Raw genomic sequence first — 22,087 nt, forward strand, 5'->3', positions numbered from 1 at the left:
GAATTCGGCGATCTTCCCCGGCATCCAGGGCGGCCCGCTGATGCACGTGATCGCGGCCAAGGCCGTGGCCTTCGGCGAGGCGCTGCGTCCCGAGTTCAAAGCCTACCAGAAGCAGGTGCGCGCCAACGCTGTGGCCCTGGCCGACCAGCTGATCAAGGGCGGTCTGGACATCGTCACCGGCGGCACCGACACCCACGTGATGCTGGTTGACCTGCGTCCCAAGGGCGTGACCGGCAACATCGTCGACAAGGCCCTGGGCCGCGCCCATATCACCACCAACAAGAACGGCATCCCGTTTGACCCGGAAAAACCGACCGTGACCTCGGGCATCCGCCTCGGCACACCGGCAGGCACCACCCGCGGCTTCGGCGAAGCGGAATTCCGCGAGATCGCCGACCTGATCGTCGAAGTCGTCGACGGCCTCGCCGCCAACGGTGAAGACGGCAACGCAGACGTCGAAGCAAACGTTCGCGCAAAGGTCAAAACCCTCTGCGACCGCTTCCCTCTGTACGACAACCTGTAAGTTTCGGGTTTTAGCTTAATCAATCGGCAACCGCTGTCAGGCACACTGGCGGCGGTTGTTGCTTTTGGGGGTGGCCGGGAATGTGTCCCTGATCGGCCGGGCCTTTCATCAGCGCAGCCAACTTACAAAGCCTGCCCGGCCTCGGTCGGGAAACTCACGGCAACCAGGGCCGGAGATCTTCGGGTTTCCGGCCTTTTGCCGCCGCTTGCCTTCCACGGCAGTCAATCTTCTGGACAAACGCCCCCACCTTGGCAACAAACGGCGCATGAGCCGAAGCCCCCTACCTATCGAACGCGCCGTTGGCGACTGGACCCGCGCCCACCTGCCGTTTGCGGTGGCGGAACTGGTGGTCTTCCTCCTCAAACAGGCCTGGGCCGCGCTTTTTGCCCTCTTGCTGCTTGTCGGCATCATCCTGTCCTCCCAACTCTGGCAGAACGACTGGCCACTGGCCCGCTACGACTTCCTCGTGCTCTATGCGGTCGGCCTGCAAATCCTGTTCCTTGCCCTGAAACTGGAAACCTGGGCCGAGGCGCGGGTGATCCTGCTGTTCCACCTCACCGCCACCCTGATGGAGGTCTTCAAGGTCAACCACGGCAGCTGGTCCTACCCCGAAGCCGGGGTTCTGAAACTCATGAACGTGCCGCTGTTTTCGGGCTTCATGTATGCCTCGGTCGGCTCCTACATGGCGCGCGTCATTCGCCTTTTCGACATGCGCTTTGCCCCCTACCCGCCGTTCTGGATGACGGCCCTTCTGGCGCTGGCAATCTATGTCAATTTCTTCAGCCACCACTTCCTGCCCGACATCCGTGTTGCGCTATTCTTTGCCACGCTGATCGTCTTCCTGCGCACCCGCATCTGGTTTCAGGTCAGCGACACGCCCTACTGGATGCCCCTGCCGCTGGCGGCCTTCCTGTCGGCCATCGCGCTTTGGGTGGCGGAAAACATCGGCACCATGACCCGCACATGGCTCTACCACGGCCAGACCAGCGACCAGATGGTCAGCCTTGCCAAGATCGGCTCGTGGTACCTTCTGCTTTACGTGAGTTTCGTCACTGTCACGCTGGTGCTGCGTGACGCGCTGCATGCTGCGCCCCTGTCAAAGGAATCCGCGCCATTTCAGAAAGACGACCAGCAGCACGAAAGCCGCTATCAGGTTGAAAGAAAGCCCGCCGAGTAGCCCCAGCACAAACCCCTTGCGCCGGTCCGCAGGGTCCACCGCTTCCAGCCCCGCACGCAAGCCCGCCTCGGCGGCCGCCACCTTCTCGGCATCCAGTCCAAGCCGGATTTTCGGATGCCCCGCCAGCTGTTCCGCCTCGATCAGAACCGCCGCCTGGCGATGCAACGCCTTGGGCACACGCCGCCCGACCTTGCGCATTGCCTTCTGCAAACCGTCCGCCTCGAACGAGAACTTCTGACCGGCAAGTCGGGCCAGACCCGCGTTGGTCTTCTGGATATGCTTCAAATCAATCATCTTGCCGCCAGCCTAGCCCCGCCGTGCCCATCGCTCAACAGGGCTGGCATCGCTTTCCCTCTGGGGCTATCAAGCGGGTATGTTGAACACGCTCGAATATGGCTCCCGCACCGATGAACCCGACCTGCTGATCGTCCACGGCCTCTATGGCTCTGGCCGCAACTGGGGCGCAGTGGCCAAACGACTCGCTCCGGACCGTCGCATCGTCTCGGTCGACCAGCGCAACCATGGCCACAGCCCGTGGTTCGACAGCCATTCCTATCACGACATGGCCCGCGATCTGGCCGAGGTGATCGAGGCACAGGGCGCACCGATGGACGTGATGGGCCATTCAATGGGCGGCAAGGCCTCGATGATCCTCGCGCTCACCCGCCCCGACCTTGTCAATCGCCTGATCGTCGCCGACATCGCGCCGGTGCAATACACCCACGACCAGAACCAGTTCATTGCCGCCATGCGCGCTGTGGATTTGTCGCGAGTGGAAAAACGTTCGGACGCGATAGATCAACTGGCGCAGAACGTCGACGATCCGACCCTGCGCAGCTTTTTCACCCAGTCACTCGACCTGACGGGCCGCAAGTGGCGGCTCAATCTCGACGTGCTCGAGGCGGAAATGCCAAAGGTCATCGGCTTCCCCGAGATCAGCGGCAGCTTTGAAGGGCGCACCCTCTTCCTGTCCGGCGCCGAGTCTGACTATGTAACGCCAGAGCATCGCCCCCGCATCCGGGAACTTTTCCCCAAGGCCCGCTTTGCCAAGATCACGGGCGCGGGGCACTGGCTCCATGCCGAGAAACCCCGCGAATTCGTGCAATCCGTTCAGGCGTGGTTGAACGCAACCAGCGCTCAGGCTTCCAACTCGTAGAGCTTTTTCGCCACCAGGTAAGACACCGGGAAAGAAATGAAAAAGCCGACAAGGGCCGAAAGGGCCACCGGGTAAAGCGTGTCATACCCCGACACGAGCGCCACGATCATTGCGCTGCCGGCGATGGTCGAACCGATGAAGAGATGCAGAATCAGAGAGAGCCGAAACATGTGCGTTGCCTTATCTTGTGGCGTTTCCACGGGCGACACTGGCCTCACATGCAAAGGTCCGCATTGATCTGAATCAGAAAGATACCTGAAAGATGAACCTTTCTTGATCCACCCCTAGAGGAAGTCGCGGATCGACCCTGTCTTTGGCGACAGGTTGGCATCAATATCCCGCATCTCGAGCGACAGGGCCAAAGGCCGGCGCGCCATCACATCTGCCACGAAAACCCGCGCCGCCTCGAACACCTCAGCAGCCGCAGCCTCTTTCACCTCCTGCGGCCGCCCTTCCCGCAGGCGGATCGATATGTCGATGAACCCGTGCTGCGGATTTCCGTCGGCAATCGCATAGTGATCCACCCGGATCGCCCGCACCCGAATCCCGGCCATCGGAAAGGTTTCAATCCCGGCGGCAGTCGCGCGGATCACCTCGCAAAGCGCCCCCATGTCGATCTCGCCTTCAAGGTTGCCGGAATATTCGATGATGAAATGAGGCATGTTTACCGTCCCAGAGTTTCTTCAATCATTTCGCGATTTTCGCCCATGTCAAACCCGTTTCCCCCGCACAGGAACCAAGCCGAAAAAACTTTGTTGACATGTTCACTGCAATTTACTTAACATGACAACTAACAGCATTTCAAGCGGAGGATGCCCCATGTCCCAACTCGATCAGAACATTGCCAAGCTGAGCGGCTATCTCTCCCGCTTTGCCGAGGGTGGCATCAAGAACCGCATCAACGGAGAAGATCACGAGGGCGCGGCCGGCGTGTTCAAGAACACCTCTCCGGTCGACAAATCGGTGATCTGCGACGTCGCCCACGGCACCGCATCCGACATCGACGCCGCTGCCAAATCCGCGGCCGATGCCTTCCCCGCATGGCGCGACATGCCGGCCGCAGAGCGTCGCAAAATCCTCATCAACGTCGCCGAAGCCATTGAGGCCCGCGCCGAGGAAATCGCGCTCTGCGAATGCTGGGACACCGGCCAGACCCTGCGCTTCATGTCCAAGGCCGCCCTGCGCGGCGCCGAGAACTTCCGCTACTTTGCCGACCAGGTCGTTCAGGCCCGCGATGGCCAGCACCTGAAATCTCCCACCCTGATGAACATCACCACCCGCACCCCCATCGGTCCGGTTGGCGTCATCACCCCGTGGAACACCCCCTTCATGTTGTCGACGTGGAAGATCGCGCCGGCGCTGGCCGCAGGCTGCACCGTGGTTCACAAACCCGCCGAGGCCTCGCCACTGACCGCCCGTCTGCTGGTTGAAATCGCCGAAGAAGCCGGCCTGCCGCCCGGTGTCCTCAACACCGTGAACGGCTTTGGCGAAGACGCGGGCAAGGCACTTTGCGAACACCCCGCCATCAAGGCAATCGCCTTCGTCGGTGAAAGCAGCACCGGCAGCCTGATCGTCAAACAGGGCGCAGATACCCTCAAGCGCAACCACCTCGAACTCGGCGGCAAGAACCCCGTGATCGTGTTTGATGACGCCGATCTCGACCGCGCGCTCGATGCGGTGATCTTCATGATCTACTCGATCAACGGCGAACGCTGCACGTCTTCCTCGCGCCTTCTAGTGCAGGACACGATCAAGGAAGAGTTCGAAGCCCGCCTGATCGAACGCGTCAACAAAATCAAGGTCGGCCACCCCCTTGATCCGGAAACCGAAATCGGCCCGCTGGTGACCGAGGAACACTACAACAAGGTGACCTCCTATTTCGACATCGCCAAACAGGACGGTGCCACCGTTGCCGCTGGCGGCGAAAAGGTTGGCGACGCGGGCTATTTCGTGCGCCCCACCCTGTTTACCAACGCCAACAACCAGATGCGCATCGCCCAAGAGGAAATCTTCGGCCCCGTCCTCACCTCGATCCCCTTCTCGACCGAGGAAGAGGCGCTGGCGATGGCCAACGACGTCGACTACGGCCTCACCGGCTATCTCTGGACCAACGATCTCACCCGCGCCCTGCGCTTCACCGACCGTCTCGAGGCCGGGATGATCTGGGTGAATTCGGAAAATGTCCGCCACCTGCCCACCCCCTTCGGCGGGGTCAAGGCCTCCGGCATCGGCCGCGACGGCGGCGACTGGTCGTTTGAATTTTACATGGAACAGAAACACGTCGGCTTTGCCACCGGCCACCACAAGATCATGCGTCTCGGCGCCTGACCCATCAATCTTCGGGAGGATACCATGGGAGAAATCGTACTCGCCGCCAAGATGACCCACGTGCCGACCCTGCTCATGTCCGAGCAGGAAGGCCCGATCAAGGGCAAGCGCCAACCCGCCATAGACGGCCACCGCGAAATCGCGCGCCGCGCCAAGGAACTGGGCGTTACCACCGTCATCATCTGCGATACCCACTGGGTTATCAACGCGGGCTTTCACATCAACGCCAACGCCCGGTTCGAAGGTCTGTTCACCTCGAACGAGTTCCCGCAGTTCATCCAGGACCTGCCCTATTCCTACGAAGGCAATCCCGAGATGGGTGACGCAATTGCCAAAATTGCCTCTGACAAAGGCGCCTACACTCTGTGTCACCATCTCGACAGCCTCGAACTGGAATACGGCACCCTTGTTCCCATGCGTTTCATGTCCCGCGAACACGACATGAAGGTTGTCTCCGTCGCCGCATGGGCCACCGTGCATGGCCACGACGAAAGCCGCATCATCGGCGAAGCCATCCGCGAAGCCGTGGAAGCCAGCGATGAAAAGGTGCTGCTGGTTGCCTCCGGCTCGCTCTCCCACAAGATCTGGGCCAACAAGGACTATGCCGCCAACAACGGCACCTTTACCATCAGTTCCGAATTCAACCGCCAGATGGACCTGCACGTGCTGGAAATGTGGAAAAACGGCGACCACGCCACCTTCCTCAAGATGCTGGGCGACTATGCCAACTTCTGCTGCGGCGAAGGCTCCATGCACGACACCGCCATGCTCTACGGTGCCCTCGGCTGGGACAGCTACGAGGGCAAATGCGAAGTCGTGACCGAGTATTTCCCTTCCTCCGGCACAGGCCAGACCAACGTGATTTTCCCGGTCTGACCTTCACCACCTGACACCGAACAACGGAGAGCCCCATGCGCCTTGCCACCTTTTCCGCCGACGGCCAAACCCACTACGGTGCCATCACCGAGGCCGGCGCCGTCGCGCTGAACCACCGCTTCCCCGAATGGCCAACCCTGTTCGAAGCCATCGTGGCAGGCGGGCTCTCCGCCCTGACCAAGGCCGCGACAGGGGCTGACGTCACCCACACCGAATTCGACTTCGAGATGGTGATGCCCGATGCCCGCCGTATCCTCTGTGTCGGTGTCAACTTTCCCGACCGCAATGCCGAATACAAAGACGGCAGCGCCCAGCCGAAATACATGTCGCTTTTCCCGCGCTTTGCCAGCGGCTTTACCGGGCACAACCGCCCCCTGATCCGCCCGCCCGAGAACCACACCCTCGACTACGAAGGCGAGGTCGCCATCGTGATCGGCAAGACCGGCCGCCGGATCAAACCCGGAGACGCCTATGACCACATCGCCGCTCTGACCCTGTGCAACGAGGGCACCATCCGCGACTGGGTGCGCCACGCCAAGTTCAACGTCACCCAAGGCAAGAACTGGGATCGCTCCGGTGCCATCGGCCCTTGGCTTGTGCCCTTCACCGATGCCAGCCAGCTGGATGACGCGCGCATCGTGACAACCGTCAACGGCGAGGTCCGCCAGGACGACACGCTGAACCGCATGATGTTCCCGATCCGCGAGGAGATCGCCTATATCTCGACCTTCATGACGTTACAGCCCGGCGACATCATCGTCACCGGCACGCCCACTGGTGCCGGGGCACGGTTCGATCCGCCCCGCTATCTTGTCCCCGGTGACGTGGTTGAAATCACCGTCGAGGGCATCGGCACCCTGCGCAACACCATCGAGGACGAAGTGGTATGACCCCGCAGGATCACGCCCGCGCCGCCGCCGACCTGCTTCAGGCCGAAGCCACGGGGCAACAGATCGGCCTTCTGTCCCTGCGCCATCCCGACATGGGCATGGACGATGCCTATGCGATCCAGAACGCCATCTACGAACAGAAACTGGCGCAGGGCCGCAAGGTCATCGGCTGGAAGATCGGCCTCACCTCCAAGGCCATGCAATACGCGCTGAACATCGACATTCCCGACAGCGGCATCCTGTTTGATGACATGCTTTTTGACAACGGCAGCACGGTGCCCAAGGGCCGCTTCATCCAGCCCCGCATTGAAGCCGAGATCGCCTTTGTCATGAAATCCGCCATTGGCGGCAGCGACATCACCCGTGACGAGGTCATCGCCGCCACGGACTACGTCGCGCCCTCCATCGAGATCCTCGACACCCGCATCCTGCGCGCCGATCCCGAAACCGGCCGCACCCGCAGCGTGCATGACACCATCAGCGACAATGCCGCCAACGCCGGCATCGTGCTTGGGGCCGAACGCCACGCCGTCGATGCCTTTGATCTGCGCTGGGTCGGTGCCCTCACCTTCCGCAACGACGAGATCGAGGAAACCGGCCTTGGCGCGGGCGTCCTGAACGATCCGGTCGAAAGCGTGGTCTGGCTGGCCCGTCGCATGGCGCAATACGGCCAACAAATCGAACCCGGACAGGTCATCCTCTCGGGCAGTTTCATCCGCCCCATCGAATGCCCGCCTGAAACCCGTATCCACGCCGATTTCGGTACCTTTGGTTCCGTCGACATCGCCTTTGGCTAAAGCCTCAGAACAGCTCTAAGTGCGCCCCGTTCAACATGGGCGCATCTTGCGTCACCTGCCCTGACAGGCGGCGGCGCACATCCTTGAGGATCACCCCCTCGACCAGCATGGCGAGGTCCAGAGGCCGCCCCGGCTCGGACCGCTGCAAACTGTCGAACACGCCAACAAGGTCCTCAAGGGTCTGACACATCAGATCGATCTGTTGCAGATCTTCATGCAGGTTGCACTGGTCCGCCAGGTCGCCGATATGGGCATCGAGACGCGCCGCAACCGCAGATAGCCCGCGCAATTCCGCCCCCAGCCGCGCAAGCGCTTCGGAAAAACTCACCTTTTCTGTCACAGCCGTCCCACCACCTTTTCAATACAGGCCTTCATCTGCGGCACCGAAAAGGGCTTCAGCAGGCAGTTGTTCATCCCCAACTGCCGCCCCTTTTGCAAAACCGCGTTGTCCGCCCGCCCCGTCACGAGGATGAACCCGATCCGCGCCGTGGCCTTGCTAAGCCGCAACTGCTCCAACAACTGCAACCCGTCCATGTTCGGCATGTTGTAATCCGAGATCACGAGGTGCACCGGCTTGGCCATCAGGGTACGAAAGGCCGACTGCCCGTCCGCTTCGCTCACCACGTTCCAGATCCCGATCTCGTTCATCGCCTGCTCGATCAGGCCGCGACTGGTGGTCATGTCATCCACCACCATGATTTTCAACTGGTCCTTCAAACTCATGACATCCTCCTGACATCATTCAAAAATTCCGGTGTCACGGTCTGCGCGTTTCGTTTGTAGACACTGGCCCCCAGATGCGAAAAGAACTGTCGCGCCGCGCCGGTCACATTCTCGGAATGCCCAGAATAGAGCGTCGCCCCCTCGGGCATTTGCGCGGCAAACCGGCACCACAGCCTGTCCTGCGTGGCCGCATCGAAATAAATCGTGACATTGCGGCACATGATGACATCAAAGGCGCCGTGAAACGGCCAGTCGTGCAACAGGTTCAGCGGACGAAACGTCAGGAACTCGCGCGCCTTCGGGCCAACCACCCAAGTCTCCCCGTCCTCCCGGCGCAAAAACGCTTGGCGAAGACGCTCGGGGAGTGCCGCGACCTGATCCTCGCGATACCGACCGGTAACCGCCTGTTCGATCACCGCGGCGTCAATGTCGGTGGCAAGGAGTTTTACATCAAGCGTCGCCGCCTCGGGCAGCCCCGACAAGAGGCTGAAGGCCAGCGTATAGGCCTCCTGCCCTGTCGAACATCCGGCCGACCACAGCCGTACCCGCCCCCCGTCGCGCGCCCGTTTCGCCAGCGCCGGCATCAGGCGGGTTTCAAAATCCTCAAAGTGCCCCTCTTCACGCAGGAACCGCGTGACGTTGGTTGTGAGCGCCGAGATCAAGTGCTGCATTTCGTCCCTACCCCGGTCACTGGAAATCAAACCGCAATAGGCCGCGATCGACGGCAGCCGCAGGCTGCGCGCCCTTCGTGACAGGCGCGAAACCACCATGGCGCGCTTGGCCTCGGTTACAACGATACCGGTTTCCTTGTGCAAAATCCGGGCCACCTCGGCGAAATCCCTGTCAGAGATGCCGAAATCAACCGTCTGCGCCGCCACCCCGTTCATGGTCACCCCGCCTCTCCCGTTGCCAGAAACGGCAGCGTGGTCTTGAGATCGATGGCCCGCATCAATTCGTCGTCGCGGGCAAAGACCCCGCGGATACAGCCAGCCAGTTCGCCCCCCGACACATCCGGTGCCGCCATCATCTCTTCGGGTGAAACGGTCAGGATATCGGACACCGCTTCGACCAAAAGACCAACCGTCTGGCCATTGGTGAAGACGATGATCACGACATGACGCGCCGATGGCTCGGTCACGCCGAGCCCAAGCCGCAGCGACAGGTCGACAACCGGCAGCACCGTGCCACGCAGGTTCATCAGCCCCTTCACATAGTCTGGTGCGTGGGGCAGCACCGTGGTTGGCGTCCACCCCCGGATTTCAAGAACATGGCTGATCTCAAGGCAAAAGGCCTGTGACCCGATCGAAAATGACACGATTTCAAGCTGATGCTCGCCCTTGGCAACCGCGTTACTGGACATATCCCGCTCCTCCATAAAGTTCCGCCCCCCCGCGCACGGCCGGTTCGGCAAGTTGATCGGCATCTACGATCAACGCGATCCGGCCATCGCCCAGGATCGTGGCGGCCGCCACTCCGGGGATTTCCTGATAGTTCTGCTGAAGCCCCTTGATCACCACTTCGCGCTGGTCGCGGATGCGATCGACGGCAAACGCCACGCGCCGGCCCGCCTCTGTCTCGACCAGCAGCAGTGAATGGTCGCCGTATTCTCCGGGCGCCGTTCGAAACCCGAGCGCCGACCCAAGGTCAAAGACCGGCACCAGCCCATCGCGACGGTTCAGGACATGTCCTCCCGCCCCCAGCGCGTGGAGCGGGGCATTCGAGGCCTTGAACGTCTCGCGAAGGGCGGTGGTCGGCACAACGAGGATTTCGCCCGCGGTTTCCACCACCATGCCTTCCATCACCGCTAGCGTCAGTGGCAAGCTGATGGTCACTGTCGTGCCCACGCCAAATTCGGAATGGATCGACACCCGCCCGCCCAGCGCCTGGATCTCGCTTTTGACAACGTCCATGCCCACGCCACGCCCCGACAGGTTCGACACTTCGCTGCGGGTGGAAAACCCGGGGCGGAACAACAGGTTGTCGATTTCCGCATCGCTCAGCTCATCACTTTCGCCAACCAGCCCCTTGTCGATGGCAATCTGGCGCACTCTTTCGCGATCGATCCCCCCGCCGTCGTCTTGCAGTTCAATCACCACCCGGCCCGATCTGTGCACGGCGCTCAGGGTCACGGTTCCGGTAGATGCCTTGCCGGAAGCCTGCCGCCGGTCACTGTCTTCGAGACCATGATCCACGGCATTCCGGATCATGTGCGTCAGCGGATCGACCAGCCGTTCCACCACCGTGCGATCCACTTCCGTGGCGCTGCCGTGGGTCACCAGCCGCGCCTCCTTGCCGGCTTCCCGTGCGGCCTCCCGGACGATGCGCGACATGCGCTGGAACAGCCCTTTGACGGGCTGCGCGCGGATTGCGAGGACACTTTCCTGCAACTGCCCGGAAAGCTGGCGAAACTGCCCCATCGCCGCTTCGATTGGTCCGTATTTCGCAACCGGAATTTCCGTCATAGCCTGGCGCAGCATGGCCTCACTGATGACAAGTTCACCAACGATATTGATCAGCCGGTCAACCCGCGCGAGATCAACCCGGATGGTTTCTCGCGCCGGGGCCCTCTCAACCACCTCCGGCCTGTCGATATCGCTCTGCGTCACCGGGTCTTCGACCTTCAGCCCCTCAGCGTCACGAGCGATGATTTCGAGATCACATAGACCTTCGGCAAACTCGAAAACCTCTGCGATCTGGGCCCGGTGGCAATCGCTCTCCAATCCGATCTGCCAACCCAACACAGGGGTCTTGGCGAGCCCTGCGTCTAGAGTGGGCAAGGCAGACAGGTCAGCTACGACATCAATGGCCCCCAACTCGCCCAGCTCCCTGAGCATCAAGGCCGGCTCGTGACCGTTCTCAAAAAGCGTCGCGTGGGGCCGAAAGACGATATCGAACCCCGCGGCGGGCTCGGGTTCCAAGGGCAGGATGTCGAGCGTTAGCGGCTGAAAGTCTAGACCAGCGTCTTCCTCTTGGTCGACCGCCCCGCAGATCCCCTCTAGCGCCCGGTGCAGGTCCGGCATCTCACCCCCCGAAACCTGTCCGCGCGCCGCCCGTTCGACCAGGTCGGACAGGTGGTCGCCGGCCTCATACAACAGCTGAACTTCCTTGCTGCCGATCTGTGCGGCACCAGAACGGAAGGCATCCAGCGCATTTTCCAGAACGTGGGAAAACGCGACCAGCGCCTCCAGCCCGAAAGCGCCAGCGCCTCCCTTGATCGAATGCACCGCGCGGAACACCGCGTTCACAGCCTCCTGGTCACCGCCATCTGCCTCCAATGCAGATAGGCCTTCGAACACGCTTTCCAGCAGTTCGCCACATTCCTCGAAAAAACCGTCCAGCAGGGCACTCATGATCCTACCCCACCGTGACCTTGCGAATGGCCGAGATCAGGTTGCCATCGTCAAACGGTTTGACGATCCAGCCCGTGGCCCCTGCGGCCCGCGCCCGATTTCGCAGGGCCTGATCACTTTCCGTCGTCAGCACAAGGATCGGCACACCACGCAGCCGTCCCAGTCCGCGCACCTCTTCGATAAAGCGAAACCCGTCCATGCGGGGCATGTTGATATCGGTGATCACCAGGTCTGGCGTCAGATCGCGCAGGCGTTCCACCCCATCGACCCCGTCTTCGGCCAGCGACACCTCGTATCCGGCCTCTCCCAAGGTCTGTTTCAGCATGTTGCGCATGGTGCGCGAGTCATCAACGGCGAGAATTTGTTTGGCAGTCATCTTAAAATTCCTCGAAACGGGTTTCGGTCAGCCCCATCAGGGCAAGGTCAGCGCGGCAACGCTCGGACAGGTTTGCAAGGGCAAAGGGCAGGCCTGCGTCCTTCCAGGTCTTGGCCGCCGACAAGAGAATTCCGGCGCAAAGTGCGCCCAGGCTTTGCACTCGGCTGGCGTCGAGGCTTATCGGGCCGCCCATGTGCGCCAGCAGCGCCGCCAGCAGATCGTCCGCGGCCTTGCTGTCGAGTCGCTCCGCCAGAACCATTGCCTTGGGTTCGGATATATCGGCGACACTCCGGTCGCTCGTGTCCTTTGTCATGGTCACTCTCCCTCCAAGCCCTAGGCGATATGCCGTGTGTTTTCGGGCCATGCCTCCGCATTCACCGTCGGCTCGGCGCTGCGCACGAAGTGGGCAATGTCATTATCTGCGCCGTCACGGGCCCTGAACTGCGCCAGCACCCCGGCCAGCTTTTCGGCCTCTGCATCGAGCACCTCGCTTGAGGCATGGGTTTCTTCGGCCAGCGCGGCGGTCTGCTGGGTAAACTGGTCCAGCGCGCCGATCTTTGAGTTGATCTCGTTCAACCCGGCGGCCTGTTCCTCGGTCGCCGAGGAGATTTCCGCGACGAGGTCGGAGATGCGACCAACACTTTCGACGATCTGCACCAGCGCAGTGCCGGTGCCCTCAACCCGCTTGCTGCCTTCGCCAATGCGGGCATTGCTTTCGGCAATCAACTCCTTGATGTCATGGGTCGATTTCGATGCCCGCCGCGCCAGCGCCCGCACCTCTGAGGCCACCACGGCAAAGCCACGCCCCTCTTCGCCTGCCCGCGCCGCCTCGACCCCGGCATTCATCGCCAGAAGGTTGGTCTGAAAGGCAATGTCATCGATCACGTTGACGATCTGGTTGATCCGCCCCGAGGAGTCCTCGATCAGCGCCATCGCCTGCATCGCTTTCTTGATGCCGTCGCCGCTGTCTTCCACGTCCTTGAGGTTCTGATCGACGAAATTGCGCGCCTGGGCCGCGTTTTCCGCAGACCCGCGCAGGCTTTCGGTCTGCATTTCCAGCGCAGCCGCAGATTCTTCGAGCGTAGCGGCCTGTTTCTCGGCCCGCCGTGACATGTCGAGCGCCACGCGCGAGATGCGTGACGCCCCGCCGCTCACCTCTCCCGAGCTGGCGTTGACCGCCTGCAAAACCGTCTGCAACCCGTCGGCCAGCCCGTTCAGATCCCGGCTCAGCTGCTTGTGCTCAGCCTCAAGATCGGCAAAGGCCGCCTCGTCAATCCGCCCTTCGAAATCGCCCGCCGCCATCGCTTCCATGTGCTGGCTGACCTCACTGAACAACGCATGCTGACGGGCCACCCGGCGATCATCCGCCACCCGGCGCTCGTGATCCTCGCGCAGGCGGTCGCGCAGATCGTTCAGCGCGCGGGAGATTTCACCGATCTCGTCCCGGCGTTTCAGCGCAGGCAGGTCGCCGCCAAAGTCACCGTCACGGACACGGCCGATGGCACTGGCGATCTCTTCGACCGGCTTGCTGAGCGACCGGCCCATGATCATCGCCAAGAGCGCGCCTACTGCCAGCGCCAGCGCCGACAGGGCCAGCATCCAGCGCGGCGCGGCCTCGGCCATTGCCACCTGCTCTGCAAATTGCCGCCGCGCATCTTCGCGATTGACCTCCTGCAAGTGATCCAGCTCTCCCTCGATCCGCGCGCCCATCGGGTCGAGGTCGCTGCGAAAGGCATTGATCCGCACGATGCTGTTGGCAGATTTGATCCGTGCAAAAGTCGCCGCATAGATCTGCATGTCGGCCACCGCGACATCCAGTTCGGCACGCATCTCCTCCGGCATTTCCAGCGCCAGAAGCGTATCGGCCAGCGGAGGGATGCGCTCCAGCGCCAGCAAGACCCGCGTCGCGTCGTCCTCGCTGCCGCTGCTCTGGAAGGCGGCAAGGCCGATACGTGCCTTGTCGAACTGCTCTTTGATGTCCCCAACAAGGTTATCACGCCGCACATCCGCTTCGACGATATGAATGCTCTCGGCCAGCCCGCGGTTCAGCATGCTCACAAGGAACAGCGTCGCCATCATCATCCCCAGGATGGAGGCCGCCATGAAAAACAGTTTCCCGGCAATTCCTCTTGCTTTCATCTCACAGGTCCTCCCCGTCTTTGCCTGTTGCCCGACATCTCAGAACAGCGTCACCACGCCGGAATCATCCGCCCGCCTGCGCGGCGTGGTGGTCTCCGGCGACAAGGTCTCGTGCCAGTCGTTCTGCAGGAATTTCAGCTGCGCATGGCCACTTCCCGGCCAGAACCGCACCTTGCGGCCACGGGTGCCGCCAAGGCATTTCTTGACCAGACGCAGCCCTTCGGTCTCGACGTACCACACTGCGAACTCTGCATTTTTCCGGCCAATCCCGTCCTCGGTACCGAACATACGCGCCCCGCCAAACAGCTTGAGATGCAGGTTTTCGCGTCTTGCCCCCTGCTGCAGAAGCGCATTGATCAGCAACTCCATCGAGTTCACGCCATAGCGCAGGTTGCCCGAGCGGTTTTTCTCGGTTCCCGGCAAGAGAAAGTGGTTCATGCCGCCAACCCCTGTGTCAGGATCCCAGACACAGGTGGCGACACAAGAGCCGAGGATCGTCGTCATCACCGCATCGGGGTCGTCCGAAACCCGGAACTGCCCCTGCAACACCGAAAGGGTCTTGGTTCCGTTGGCATCCACCACCGGTGGCAGCACCGGATCGGGTTGCGGGGCCCGGCGCTCGCGTTCCAAGGGCCATTCCTGGGGGTCACGTGATCCTGCCATCTCAGAAATCCTGCCATTCATCGCTGATGCCACCGTTGACAAACTGCTGCCTCGGTGCAGGGAGGGCCTGCCTGACTATTTCAGTCTCCACCTTGGCCTCTTCGGTGCCATCGCGGCCGAACCCGCTCAGGACCCGCACCAGCTTTTCCGACTCATGGCGCAGGGTTTCGCTCGAGGCCGTGGTCTCCTGGATCACCGCAACGTTCTGCTGGGTCACCTTGTCCAGCTGCCCCACACCGGAACTGATTTCCTCAAGGCTGCTGGATTGTTCCTGTGCCGAGGTTGCGATCGCGGTCACCAGGTCCGACACCTGCTGAACCTGGGTAATGATCCGCTCCAGAGCGCTTCCGGTCTCGGCGACAAGCACGCTGCCTTCCATGACCTGCTGGCCGCTCTTGGAGATCAGCTCCTTGATTTCACTTGCCGATTGCGAGGATCTCTGTGCCAGTGCCCGCACCTCGGAAGCCACGACCGAAAACCCGCGTCCCGCCTCGCCTGCGCGGGCGGCTTCGACCCCGGCATTCAACGCCAGGAGGTTGGTCTGAAAGGCGATATCGTCGATCACGCCGATGATCTCGTTGATCTGGCTCGACGAGGTCTCGATCCGTTGCATCGCCTCGACGGTGCGTTTGACAACTTCGCCGCTGCTTTCGGCCTGCTTGCGGTTCTGCACGATCACAGCGTCGGCGTCCTGCGCCGCTTTGGCAGTCTTGCGAACATTGCCCGACAGGTCATCTAGCGCAGCCGAGGATTCTTCGAGCGTGGCCGCCTGTGCCTCTGAGCGGCGCGATTGTTCACTGGCCACCTGGCTGATTTCAACCGCATTGGTGCGCACGGTTTCGGCGCTTGTCGTAACCGAGGAAATCACTTGCTCGAAACTGTCGATCAGGTGGTTGAAATCCCGCAACACCTCTTGGTAGCGCGCCTCGAGATCCGCGGCGAGACCTTCGGGAAGGCGCGGCGACAGATCCCCCTCAGCCACGGTACCGATACAGCGGCTCAGATCATCGAACAGGGCCTGTTTGCGGGCTTCCTGCTCCTCGCGGCGCATGCGGTCGCGTTCTTCCTCGGCAAGTGCCTCGCGCAGCACCAACAGCCCCGCGGCCAGCACGCCGATTTCATCTTTGCGCTGCGTATCGGAAATCTCGCCCTCAAAGCGGCGTTCCGAGACGTCCTTCATGCGCCCCGCCAACCGGTTCAGCGGGCGCGTGACCATCACCGAGACCGCCAGCATCAGGGCCGCCAGCCCGGCCAGCCCCGCCACAAGGGCAAGCAGGGAAATCCAAACCGAGGCATCCCTGATCATCGCGCCCAGCGCATCCATGCTCCAGGTCGCTGCCACGGCCCCGATCACCTGCCCCTCCGATCCAAGGATCGGGCGCGCCAGCGCACGTCCATGCAACACGTCCTGACGCAGCACCTCGCCTTCGGCAGCGGCCTTGCGCGCCAACTCATGCAGGGCGGCATCGCGGCCCTGTCCAGCCTCCCAATGGGCGAGGATGGCCCCCTGCGCATCCACCACCTCAAGCGCCCATATCTGCTGGGCATAACCTTCGACCACCGCCGCATAGGTTTCGGCCAGCCTCTCTTCGGGCTCACCAATGCCCAGCTGCCCGACCCGGTCCGCAAGCAGGCCGGTGACAATCTCGGCATTGCGATGCGCCAAGGTCTCCATCTGGCGCTTGTGGCCGACATGTTCCACCACAAGGATCAGCCCCATGCTGAAGGCAAAACCAAGCATCATGATGAGCGCCAGACGCACCCTCAGGCTCAGCCCCCGCCACGCCGAGATCGGCCGTCTTGCCAAAGACTCTTTCCGCGTCATACCGTCTCCCTCCAAACGCCTGCTACCTGATGCCCGCAACAAAATGCCGGCCCTGTTCGAAACCCCGTCATGTTCATCCTTCCCATCGCCTTTGCCTCACCTTGACGGCCAACCCCGAAGGAGGGGTTAAAGCCAGCACAGGAGTCACGCACGGGGCGCGGGATTATGTGGAGAATTTGAACTAAGCAGCAGCGCCTGCCCGTCGCTGGTGATCTGGCGCGCGCAGTCCGACAAACCATCGAGCTGCCGGTCCACATCGCTGTGGAAATCATCCAGCCGCCCGATAATACCCTCCAGCCCGGTGTCGCGTTCGCCCATGCGGCCGCTTTCCACCCGGCACAATAGCTTCACCACGTCCAGACCGTTGATTTTGCGCCGCAACCGGCGACAGGTTTCTGGCAAGAGGCGGCAGCGCTGGATGATCCGCAACACCTTGCGGCGCGCGAAACTTTCGGCCTCCTCCACCATGTCGCGCAACAACGCCACATCAGCGGCAATCGCCAGATCACCGTCAAACGCCCCTGCCTCCTGTTCCAGCGCATCCGCGGCATCGCCGAGGATTTCCTCGATCATCAGGGCAAAGTGGCCCTGGTGAAAGGCATGGCGCATAGCCTGAAGATCACTGCCCTCGATCGCGCCAAGCGCCGCCAGGTCCTCCCACATTTCCGAGGCCATCGTGTCATAGTTCTGCGAGATCGTGCTGATCGCCATGCCGCCATCATCCATGCGCCCCGACAGGATGCGCATGTTGATCGGCTCACCGCGGATCCTGTCGAACCCGACGGCCATGTCGTCGATGATGCCCTGTGCCTTGTCGACGCGGCCAATCAATTCGCGCACCGTGCGGTCCCGCACCTGCTCGACCCGGCCCAGCGCCTTGTGCCGCATCGCGCTCTGCTCGGCCAGCGCCGCCGACATGAAGGCCTCGAAGTCCTCCATGCCCAGCTCTTCCAGACGCTTCAGCAACCGCTTGCCAGAAGCCTCCGGCGAAAGCCCCTCTTCGCGCTCGGCCCGGCGCAAGGCCTCGTATTCCTTGCGGATCGTCTCGAACAGCGGGCCACGCGGCCGGAACCGCACCGAGAGATACCCGCCTTCACAGGCCTTGGCGAAGGCAAAGACCCAGTAGTAATCGCCGCTCATGGTGCGGTTCTTCACAAAGGCCGCAACCGGCAGACCCTGCTTCAGGCGATCCCAGAAAATCCAGAAAACCCCCTTGGGCATATCCGCGTGCCGGACGATCCGATGCGGCGCCCCGCGCAACGCGTCCATCTCCATGCCAACCACCCGACAGAAGGTCGGGTTGGCAAAGCGGATCACGCCCCGCGCATCGGTGCGCGAATAGATCAACTCGGTCCAGCCCCAATCCACTTCGGTGCCGACCTGTTCGTTTTCCTGTGTCATGCGGTCCTCTCTGCGCTGGTTCCGGTTGCCCAGCCCTAGCGCAAAGAGATTGCCGACCCGTAAATCAGCGTTGCCGCATCTCGGCTGACCTCGCGTGGCCCTCCATGCCTTCAAGACGGCTGATCCGCGCCGTGCGTTCAGCCAGAACCCGCGAAGCCGCCGTGTCGCAGCGTTGCCAGGTCACGGTCTTGGTGAACTTATGCACCGAAAGCCCGCCGGTATAGCGCGCAGCCTCGCTTGTCGGCAGCACGTGGTTCGGCCCGGCGCATTTATCACCAAAGGGCACCGTGGTCTCCTCGCCAAGAAACAACGATCCATAAGCACTGAGCCGCCCCAGCCACCAGTCGAGATCCGCCGCCTGCACGTGCAGGTGTTCAGGCGCATAGCGATCGGCAACCTCGGCCACCTCTTCGCGTGTATCACACAACACCACCTCGGCCCGCTCATCCCATGCAACCTGCGCCACCGGCCCGTTCGGCGCGGGCAATTCGCCAATCAGATGCGGCACCAGCCCAATCACCTCTCGCGCCAGCTTTTCCGAGGTTGTCACCAGCCACACCGGGCTGTCGGCGCCGTGCTCCGCCTGTCCGACCAGATCCCAGGCCACGGTGGTCGGGTCGGCTGTTTCATCGGCAATCACAAGGCTGTCGGTCGGCCCGGCAAACATGTCGATGCCCACACCGCCAAACAGCATCCGCTTGGCCTCGGCAACATAGGCATTGCCCGGCCCAACAAGGATATCTGCCGGCACGCCGCCAAACAGACCATCCGCCATCGCCGCGATCCCCTGCACCCCGCCAAGGGTCAGGATGCGGTCGGCCCCGGCAAGGTCCATCGCATAGACCATTTCGTCGCGCAGCCCCTCGGCCCCGCGTGGCGGTGACGCCGCGGTGATCTGCTTCACCCCGGCCACCTTGGCCGTGGTCACTGTCATCAACACGCTGGCCACATGGCAATACCGACCACCCGGCGCATAGCAGCCCGCGCTGTTCATCGGGATCTGCTTTTGCCCCGCCCAAAGCCCAGGCATCACCTCGATCTCGCAGTCCTGGATCGTCGCCATCTGCGCCTCGGCAAAGCGGCGGATATTGGCATGGGCAAAGCGGATGTCGTCCTTGGTCTGCTCCGGCACCCGCGCACAGGCCGCCGCCCGCTCTGCATCACTCAGCACGATCTCCCCGCGCCAACCATCCAGCTTCTCGGCATAGCGGCGCACGGCCTCCTCGCCGCCATCGCGGATATTGTGCAGCATGATCGCCACGCTGTCGCGCAGATCAAGGTTCTCCGACGGCGGCCGCGGCTCGGCCCGCTTGAGATAGGATATCGCCATTCCGCTTATGCCCTCACCTTCTCGAAAGCCGGATCATAGGGGCCAAAGGCGATCACCTCGGCCTCGGCCATGTCCCCGCAGATGTCGATACTCAGCTGGGCGCCGGTCCCTGCAACGTCGCGGTCAACAAAAGCATAGGCCAGGTTCATCGCCACCCGGTGCCCCCAGGCCCCCGACGTCACCGTGCCAACAACCTTGTCACCCACCATGACAGACGCGCCGGGATGCGCCCGCGCATCGGCATAGTCCACATGCAGGCAGACAAGCTTGCGCTTCTGCCCCGCCGCCATCCGTTCCACCAGAGCGGATTTGCCAACAAATTCCTTGTCCATCCGCACAAACCGGTTCAGCCCGGTCTCGAAAGGATCATACTCGGTGATCAGGTCCGCCTTCCAATGGTGGAACCCTTTCTCAAGCCGCATCGACTCGACCGCCCGCGCGCCGAACAGACGCATCCCATGCGCCTCCCCGGCCTCGCGCAGCGCGAGATAGGCCGCATAAAGCGAAGCATTCGGCACATGGATTTCATAGGCCAGCTCGCCCGAGAAACTCACCGCCATCACAGTGGCCGGCGCAATCCCCACGAAACACTCGCGCACGCTCAGCCACGGAAACGCCCCCTTCGACCAATCCCCGCGCGACACCGCCGACAGAACATCTCGCGCCTTCGGCCCCGCCAGCACAAGAATGGTCTGCTCGTTGGTCAGGCTCCTGATCTGCACGTCCTCATCCGCGCGCAGATGCGAGGTCAGCCAGTCCATGTCGTGAAATTCCGACGCCGCTGCCGACCCGTACCAGATACGCGCCCCACCGCGATCCGAGGCCGGAATATTGGCAATCGTCGCCTCTCCCTTGATCATCCCGTGATGGTTCAACAAGTAGCCAAGCCCCACACGCCCTTCGCGCCGCGTCACCAGCCCGCAGAACATCCGATCAAGGAACCCATGCGCATCCGCGCCGGTGAGCTCGAAGCGGTTGAACCCGTTCACTTCGCACAGGCCCACACCCTCCTGAACTGCCTTCACCTCGGCCGCCACAACCGGCTCGGCCTCGTCAAAGCCAAAGGTATGCGTCGGATGGAACTCCTTCGCGGGCTTGAAATACTCCGCCCGCTCCCAGCCGTTCACCACCGTGAACTCGGCCCCTTCCGCCGCCAGCACGGGCGTCAGCGGCGTGGTCTTGGCCATCCGCCCTGCGGGTCGATGCTCGTTCGGGAAATGGAACCTGAACTCGTTCTGATAATCCTCGATCGCCTTCAGCGCGGTCAGTTCGACGTTGGCATGTCCGGTGAACCGGCGCGGATCAAGGCACCACGTGTCATAGCAGGCCTCGCCATGCACGATCTGCTGCGCCAGAAGCCAGCCATGCCCTCCCCCTTCACCAAGCCCTGCCCTAAGACCAATGATGCAGAAGGCATTGCGCTTGCCCGGGATCGGCCCCACCAGGGGCGCACCATCAATCGTATAGGTAATCGGCCCGTTGACGACCGTGTGAATGCCGACCTCCATCAAGGCCGGCATCCGCGCGAAAGCCCCCTCAAGAACATCCGTCACCCGATCAAGATCATCCGGACACAGGGCATTCACGAACTTCGGATCAATCCCGTCCATGCCCCAGGTCTTGCAGCCCTGCTCATAGAAGCCGACAAGCAACCCGTTCTTTTCCTGCCGCGAGTAATAATCGCTGATCGGACAGCGCAACAACGGCATCCGGTGCCCGGCCTCCTTGATGGCGGGAATCTCCTCGGTCAGGAAATACTGGTGCTCCATCGACATCACCGGATGATGCACCCCCATCATCGCGCCCACCTCGTTCACGCGATAACCACAGGCGTTCACCACGATATCACAGTCGATATCCCCCTTCACCGTATGCACGGTCCAGGTATCGTCCTTGTGCTGGGTCAGGCCGGTCACCGGCGTATTGCGATAAACCTCGGCCCCCGCATTGCGCGCCCGCCGCGCCAGCGCCTGACACAGCTGCGCCGGATCAATATCCCCGTCCAGCGGATCCCAAAGCCCGCCCACAAGGTTCTCCGTCGAAATCAGCGGATGCCGCCGCGCGCATTCCTCGGCGTCGATCACCTCGAAATGCACATCCATCCCCCGCGCCATCGAGGCAAAATGCCGATAGCCCATCATCTGCTCTTCGGTATTGGCCAGCCGGATGCCACCGTCTGCATGGTGGTAATTGATCGGATACTCCGGGTCCTCGGACAATTCCTTGTAAAGATTGATCGAATGCGTCTTCAGCCCCACCATCGTCTGGTTCATGCCGAAATTGGTGACCTGCGCCGCCGAATGCCAGGTCGTGCCGCTGGTCAGCTCGTCACGCTCCACCAGCACCACATCACTCCACCCTTCCTGCGTCAGGTGATACAACGTCGAACAGCCGGCGATCCCGCCACCAATGACCACGACCTTCGTGCGCGATTTCATAAGTCTCTCCCGGAAAACAAGTCTTACAAATGACCAGTGGCCAAGCCGCCCCAAAGATCAACGCCGCATCGCTATTTCCGAAATTTTCGAAATTA

22 protein-coding genes and 1 pseudogene are annotated in these 22,087 nt (G+C 62.2%); 7 read left to right on the top strand and 16 right to left on the bottom strand.

What is annotated here, in order from left to right; translation table 11 throughout:
* Both glyA and NNA36_RS14670 read left to right on the top strand, forming a co-directional pair.
* Positions 1–523, top strand: a pseudogene (gene glyA / locus NNA36_RS14665) (serine hydroxymethyltransferase); the annotation flags it as partial.
* Positions 524–788: 265 nt separating this feature from the next.
* The gene (locus tag NNA36_RS14670) at positions 789–1,700 is read left to right on the top strand and encodes a DUF817 domain-containing protein (RefSeq protein WP_255108343.1); all 912 of its coding nucleotides are present in this window, start codon (positions 789–791) and stop codon (positions 1,698–1,700) included.
* Here NNA36_RS14670 and NNA36_RS14675 read toward each other — a convergent pair.
* A complete protein-coding gene (locus NNA36_RS14675) occupies positions 1,620–1,994 on the bottom strand; it encodes a hypothetical protein (RefSeq protein ID WP_255108346.1) in 375 nt (124 codons plus the stop codon). The two genes, NNA36_RS14670 and NNA36_RS14675, sit on opposite strands and share 81 nt — an antisense overlap.
* Positions 1,995–2,073: 79 nt before the next feature.
* Between NNA36_RS14675 and NNA36_RS14680 the strand changes: the two genes are divergently transcribed.
* Positions 2,074–2,856, top strand: a complete 783-nt coding sequence (locus NNA36_RS14680) for an alpha/beta fold hydrolase (RefSeq protein WP_255108349.1) — start codon at positions 2,074–2,076, stop codon at positions 2,854–2,856.
* Here NNA36_RS14680 and NNA36_RS14685 read toward each other — a convergent pair.
* Together NNA36_RS14685 and NNA36_RS14690 are read right to left on the bottom strand one after the other, a co-directional pair.
* On the bottom strand, positions 2,838–3,026 hold the full coding sequence (locus NNA36_RS14685) for a CTP synthetase (RefSeq protein ID WP_255108351.1): 189 nt from the start codon (positions 3,024–3,026) through the stop codon (positions 2,838–2,840). The two genes, NNA36_RS14680 and NNA36_RS14685, sit on opposite strands and share 19 nt — an antisense overlap.
* Positions 3,027–3,140: 114 nt before the next feature.
* Entirely contained in the window at positions 3,141–3,518 is a 378-nt protein-coding gene (locus tag NNA36_RS14690; RefSeq protein ID WP_255108354.1) for a 5-carboxymethyl-2-hydroxymuconate Delta-isomerase, read from the bottom strand.
* Positions 3,519–3,675: 157 nt separating this feature from the next.
* Here NNA36_RS14690 and hpaE point away from each other — a divergent pair, with 157 nt between their 5' ends.
* From hpaE to hpaH, 4 genes are read left to right on the top strand one after another with little or no spacing between them, the layout of a single operon-like run.
* Complete coding sequence (gene hpaE / locus NNA36_RS14695) at positions 3,676–5,184, top strand: 5-carboxymethyl-2-hydroxymuconate semialdehyde dehydrogenase (RefSeq protein WP_255108356.1); 1,509 nt, start codon at positions 3,676–3,678, stop codon at positions 5,182–5,184.
* 24 nt (positions 5,185–5,208) lie between these two features.
* Entirely contained in the window at positions 5,209–6,060 is an 852-nt protein-coding gene (gene hpaD / locus NNA36_RS14700) for a 3,4-dihydroxyphenylacetate 2,3-dioxygenase (RefSeq protein ID WP_255108357.1), read from the top strand.
* 35 nt (positions 6,061–6,095) lie between these two features.
* On the top strand, positions 6,096–6,950 hold the full coding sequence (locus NNA36_RS14705; RefSeq protein ID WP_255108358.1) for a fumarylacetoacetate hydrolase family protein: 855 nt from the start codon (positions 6,096–6,098) through the stop codon (positions 6,948–6,950).
* Entirely contained in the window at positions 6,947–7,747 is an 801-nt protein-coding gene (hpaH, locus tag NNA36_RS14710; protein ID WP_255108360.1) for a 2-oxo-hept-4-ene-1,7-dioate hydratase, read from the top strand. Before NNA36_RS14705 ends, hpaH begins: the two co-directional genes overlap by 4 nt.
* Before the next feature lie 4 nt (positions 7,748–7,751).
* On the opposite strand, the gene NNA36_RS14715 is transcribed toward hpaH, so the two are convergent.
* The 13 genes from NNA36_RS14715 to NNA36_RS14775 all read right to left on the bottom strand — a co-directional run bounded on the left by NNA36_RS14715 (position 7,752) and on the right by NNA36_RS14775 (position 21,992).
* A complete protein-coding gene (locus NNA36_RS14715; RefSeq protein ID WP_255108361.1) occupies positions 7,752–8,075 on the bottom strand; it encodes a hypothetical protein in 324 nt (107 codons plus the stop codon).
* An 8-nt stretch (positions 8,076–8,083) separates the two neighbouring features.
* Positions 8,084–8,470, bottom strand: coding sequence for a response regulator (locus NNA36_RS14720; protein WP_255108362.1), 387 nt, complete (start codon positions 8,468–8,470; stop codon positions 8,084–8,086).
* The gene (locus NNA36_RS14725) at positions 8,467–9,357 is read right to left on the bottom strand and encodes a protein-glutamate O-methyltransferase CheR (RefSeq protein WP_255108644.1); all 891 of its coding nucleotides are present in this window, start codon (positions 9,355–9,357) and stop codon (positions 8,467–8,469) included. The genes NNA36_RS14720 and NNA36_RS14725 overlap by 4 nt, the downstream gene beginning before the upstream one ends.
* Before the next feature lie 2 nt (positions 9,358–9,359).
* A complete protein-coding gene (locus tag NNA36_RS14730) occupies positions 9,360–9,830 on the bottom strand; it encodes a chemotaxis protein CheW (protein ID WP_255108365.1) in 471 nt (156 codons plus the stop codon).
* Positions 9,820–11,820: a chemotaxis protein CheA gene (locus NNA36_RS14735; RefSeq protein ID WP_255108367.1), complete on the bottom strand. Its 2,001-nt coding sequence runs from the start codon at positions 11,818–11,820 to the stop codon at positions 9,820–9,822. The genes NNA36_RS14730 and NNA36_RS14735 overlap by 11 nt, the downstream gene beginning before the upstream one ends.
* Before the next feature lie 4 nt (positions 11,821–11,824).
* Complete coding sequence (locus NNA36_RS14740) at positions 11,825–12,196, bottom strand: response regulator (protein WP_255108370.1); 372 nt, start codon at positions 12,194–12,196, stop codon at positions 11,825–11,827.
* Position 12,197: 1 nt separating this feature from the next.
* Positions 12,198–12,509, bottom strand: a complete 312-nt coding sequence (locus NNA36_RS14745; protein WP_255108372.1) for an STAS domain-containing protein — start codon at positions 12,507–12,509, stop codon at positions 12,198–12,200.
* A 20-nt stretch (positions 12,510–12,529) separates the two neighbouring features.
* Complete coding sequence (locus NNA36_RS14750; RefSeq protein ID WP_255108375.1) at positions 12,530–14,299, bottom strand: methyl-accepting chemotaxis protein; 1,770 nt, start codon at positions 14,297–14,299, stop codon at positions 12,530–12,532.
* 75 nt (positions 14,300–14,374) lie between these two features.
* A complete protein-coding gene (locus NNA36_RS14755; RefSeq protein WP_255108377.1) occupies positions 14,375–14,998 on the bottom strand; it encodes a chemotaxis protein CheD in 624 nt (207 codons plus the stop codon).
* A 1-nt stretch (position 14,999) separates the two neighbouring features.
* Positions 15,000–16,823 carry a methyl-accepting chemotaxis protein gene (locus NNA36_RS14760; protein WP_255108379.1) on the bottom strand — a complete coding sequence of 608 codons (1,824 nt, stop codon included), beginning with the start codon at positions 16,821–16,823 and terminating at the stop codon, positions 15,000–15,002.
* A 144-nt stretch (positions 16,824–16,967) separates the two neighbouring features.
* The gene (locus NNA36_RS14765; RefSeq protein ID WP_255108381.1) at positions 16,968–18,224 is read right to left on the bottom strand and encodes a PAS domain-containing protein; all 1,257 of its coding nucleotides are present in this window, start codon (positions 18,222–18,224) and stop codon (positions 16,968–16,970) included.
* Positions 18,225–18,288: 64 nt separating this feature from the next.
* Positions 18,289–19,554, bottom strand: a complete 1,266-nt coding sequence (gene hisD, locus NNA36_RS14770; protein WP_255108383.1) for a histidinol dehydrogenase — start codon at positions 19,552–19,554, stop codon at positions 18,289–18,291.
* Positions 19,555–19,559: 5 nt separating this feature from the next.
* The gene (locus tag NNA36_RS14775) at positions 19,560–21,992 is read right to left on the bottom strand and encodes an FAD-dependent oxidoreductase (RefSeq protein ID WP_255108385.1); all 2,433 of its coding nucleotides are present in this window, start codon (positions 21,990–21,992) and stop codon (positions 19,560–19,562) included.
* Positions 21,993–22,087 lie beyond the last annotated feature (95 nt).

Origin of the sequence: Shimia sp. CNT1-13L.2 (genome assembly GCF_024331145.1) — a bacterium.
Lineage (GTDB): Bacteria > Pseudomonadota > Alphaproteobacteria > Rhodobacterales > Rhodobacteraceae > Shimia.

Coding starts and splice junctions, on each gene's coding strand:
- NNA36_RS14675 (WP_255108346.1), bottom strand. CDS start 1,994: ATGATTGATTTGAAGCATATCCAGAAGACCAACGCGGGTCTGGCCCGA.
- NNA36_RS14730 (WP_255108365.1), bottom strand. CDS start 9,830: ATGTCCAGTAACGCGGTTGCCAAGGGCGAGCATCAGCTTGAAATCGTG.
- NNA36_RS14670 (WP_255108343.1), top strand. CDS start 789: ATGAGCCGAAGCCCCCTACCTATCGAACGCGCCGTTGGCGACTGGACC.
- hpaD (WP_255108357.1), top strand. CDS start 5,209: ATGGGAGAAATCGTACTCGCCGCCAAGATGACCCACGTGCCGACCCTG.
- NNA36_RS14775 (WP_255108385.1), bottom strand. CDS start 21,992: ATGAAATCGCGCACGAAGGTCGTGGTCATTGGTGGCGGGATCGCCGGC.
- NNA36_RS14745 (WP_255108372.1), bottom strand. CDS start 12,509: ATGACAAAGGACACGAGCGACCGGAGTGTCGCCGATATATCCGAACCC.
- NNA36_RS14680 (WP_255108349.1), top strand. CDS start 2,074: ATGTTGAACACGCTCGAATATGGCTCCCGCACCGATGAACCCGACCTG.
- NNA36_RS14735 (WP_255108367.1), bottom strand. CDS start 11,820: ATGAGTGCCCTGCTGGACGGTTTTTTCGAGGAATGTGGCGAACTGCTG.
- NNA36_RS14725 (WP_255108644.1), bottom strand. CDS start 9,357: ATGAACGGGGTGGCGGCGCAGACGGTTGATTTCGGCATCTCTGACAGG.
- NNA36_RS14720 (WP_255108362.1), bottom strand. CDS start 8,470: ATGAGTTTGAAGGACCAGTTGAAAATCATGGTGGTGGATGACATGACC.
- NNA36_RS14750 (WP_255108375.1), bottom strand. CDS start 14,299: ATGGCGGCCTCCATCCTGGGGATGATGATGGCGACGCTGTTCCTTGTG.
- NNA36_RS14755 (WP_255108377.1), bottom strand. CDS start 14,998: ATGGCAGGATCACGTGACCCCCAGGAATGGCCCTTGGAACGCGAGCGC.
- NNA36_RS14740 (WP_255108370.1), bottom strand. CDS start 12,196: ATGACTGCCAAACAAATTCTCGCCGTTGATGACTCGCGCACCATGCGC.
- NNA36_RS14765 (WP_255108381.1), bottom strand. CDS start 18,224: ATGACACAGGAAAACGAACAGGTCGGCACCGAAGTGGATTGGGGCTGG.
- hisD (WP_255108383.1), bottom strand. CDS start 19,554: ATGGCGATATCCTATCTCAAGCGGGCCGAGCCGCGGCCGCCGTCGGAG.
- NNA36_RS14705 (WP_255108358.1), top strand. CDS start 6,096: ATGCGCCTTGCCACCTTTTCCGCCGACGGCCAAACCCACTACGGTGCC.
- NNA36_RS14685 (WP_255108351.1), bottom strand. CDS start 3,026: ATGTTTCGGCTCTCTCTGATTCTGCATCTCTTCATCGGTTCGACCATC.
- NNA36_RS14690 (WP_255108354.1), bottom strand. CDS start 3,518: ATGCCTCATTTCATCATCGAATATTCCGGCAACCTTGAAGGCGAGATC.
- hpaE (WP_255108356.1), top strand. CDS start 3,676: ATGTCCCAACTCGATCAGAACATTGCCAAGCTGAGCGGCTATCTCTCC.
- hpaH (WP_255108360.1), top strand. CDS start 6,947: ATGACCCCGCAGGATCACGCCCGCGCCGCCGCCGACCTGCTTCAGGCC.
- NNA36_RS14760 (WP_255108379.1), bottom strand. CDS start 16,823: ATGACGCGGAAAGAGTCTTTGGCAAGACGGCCGATCTCGGCGTGGCGG.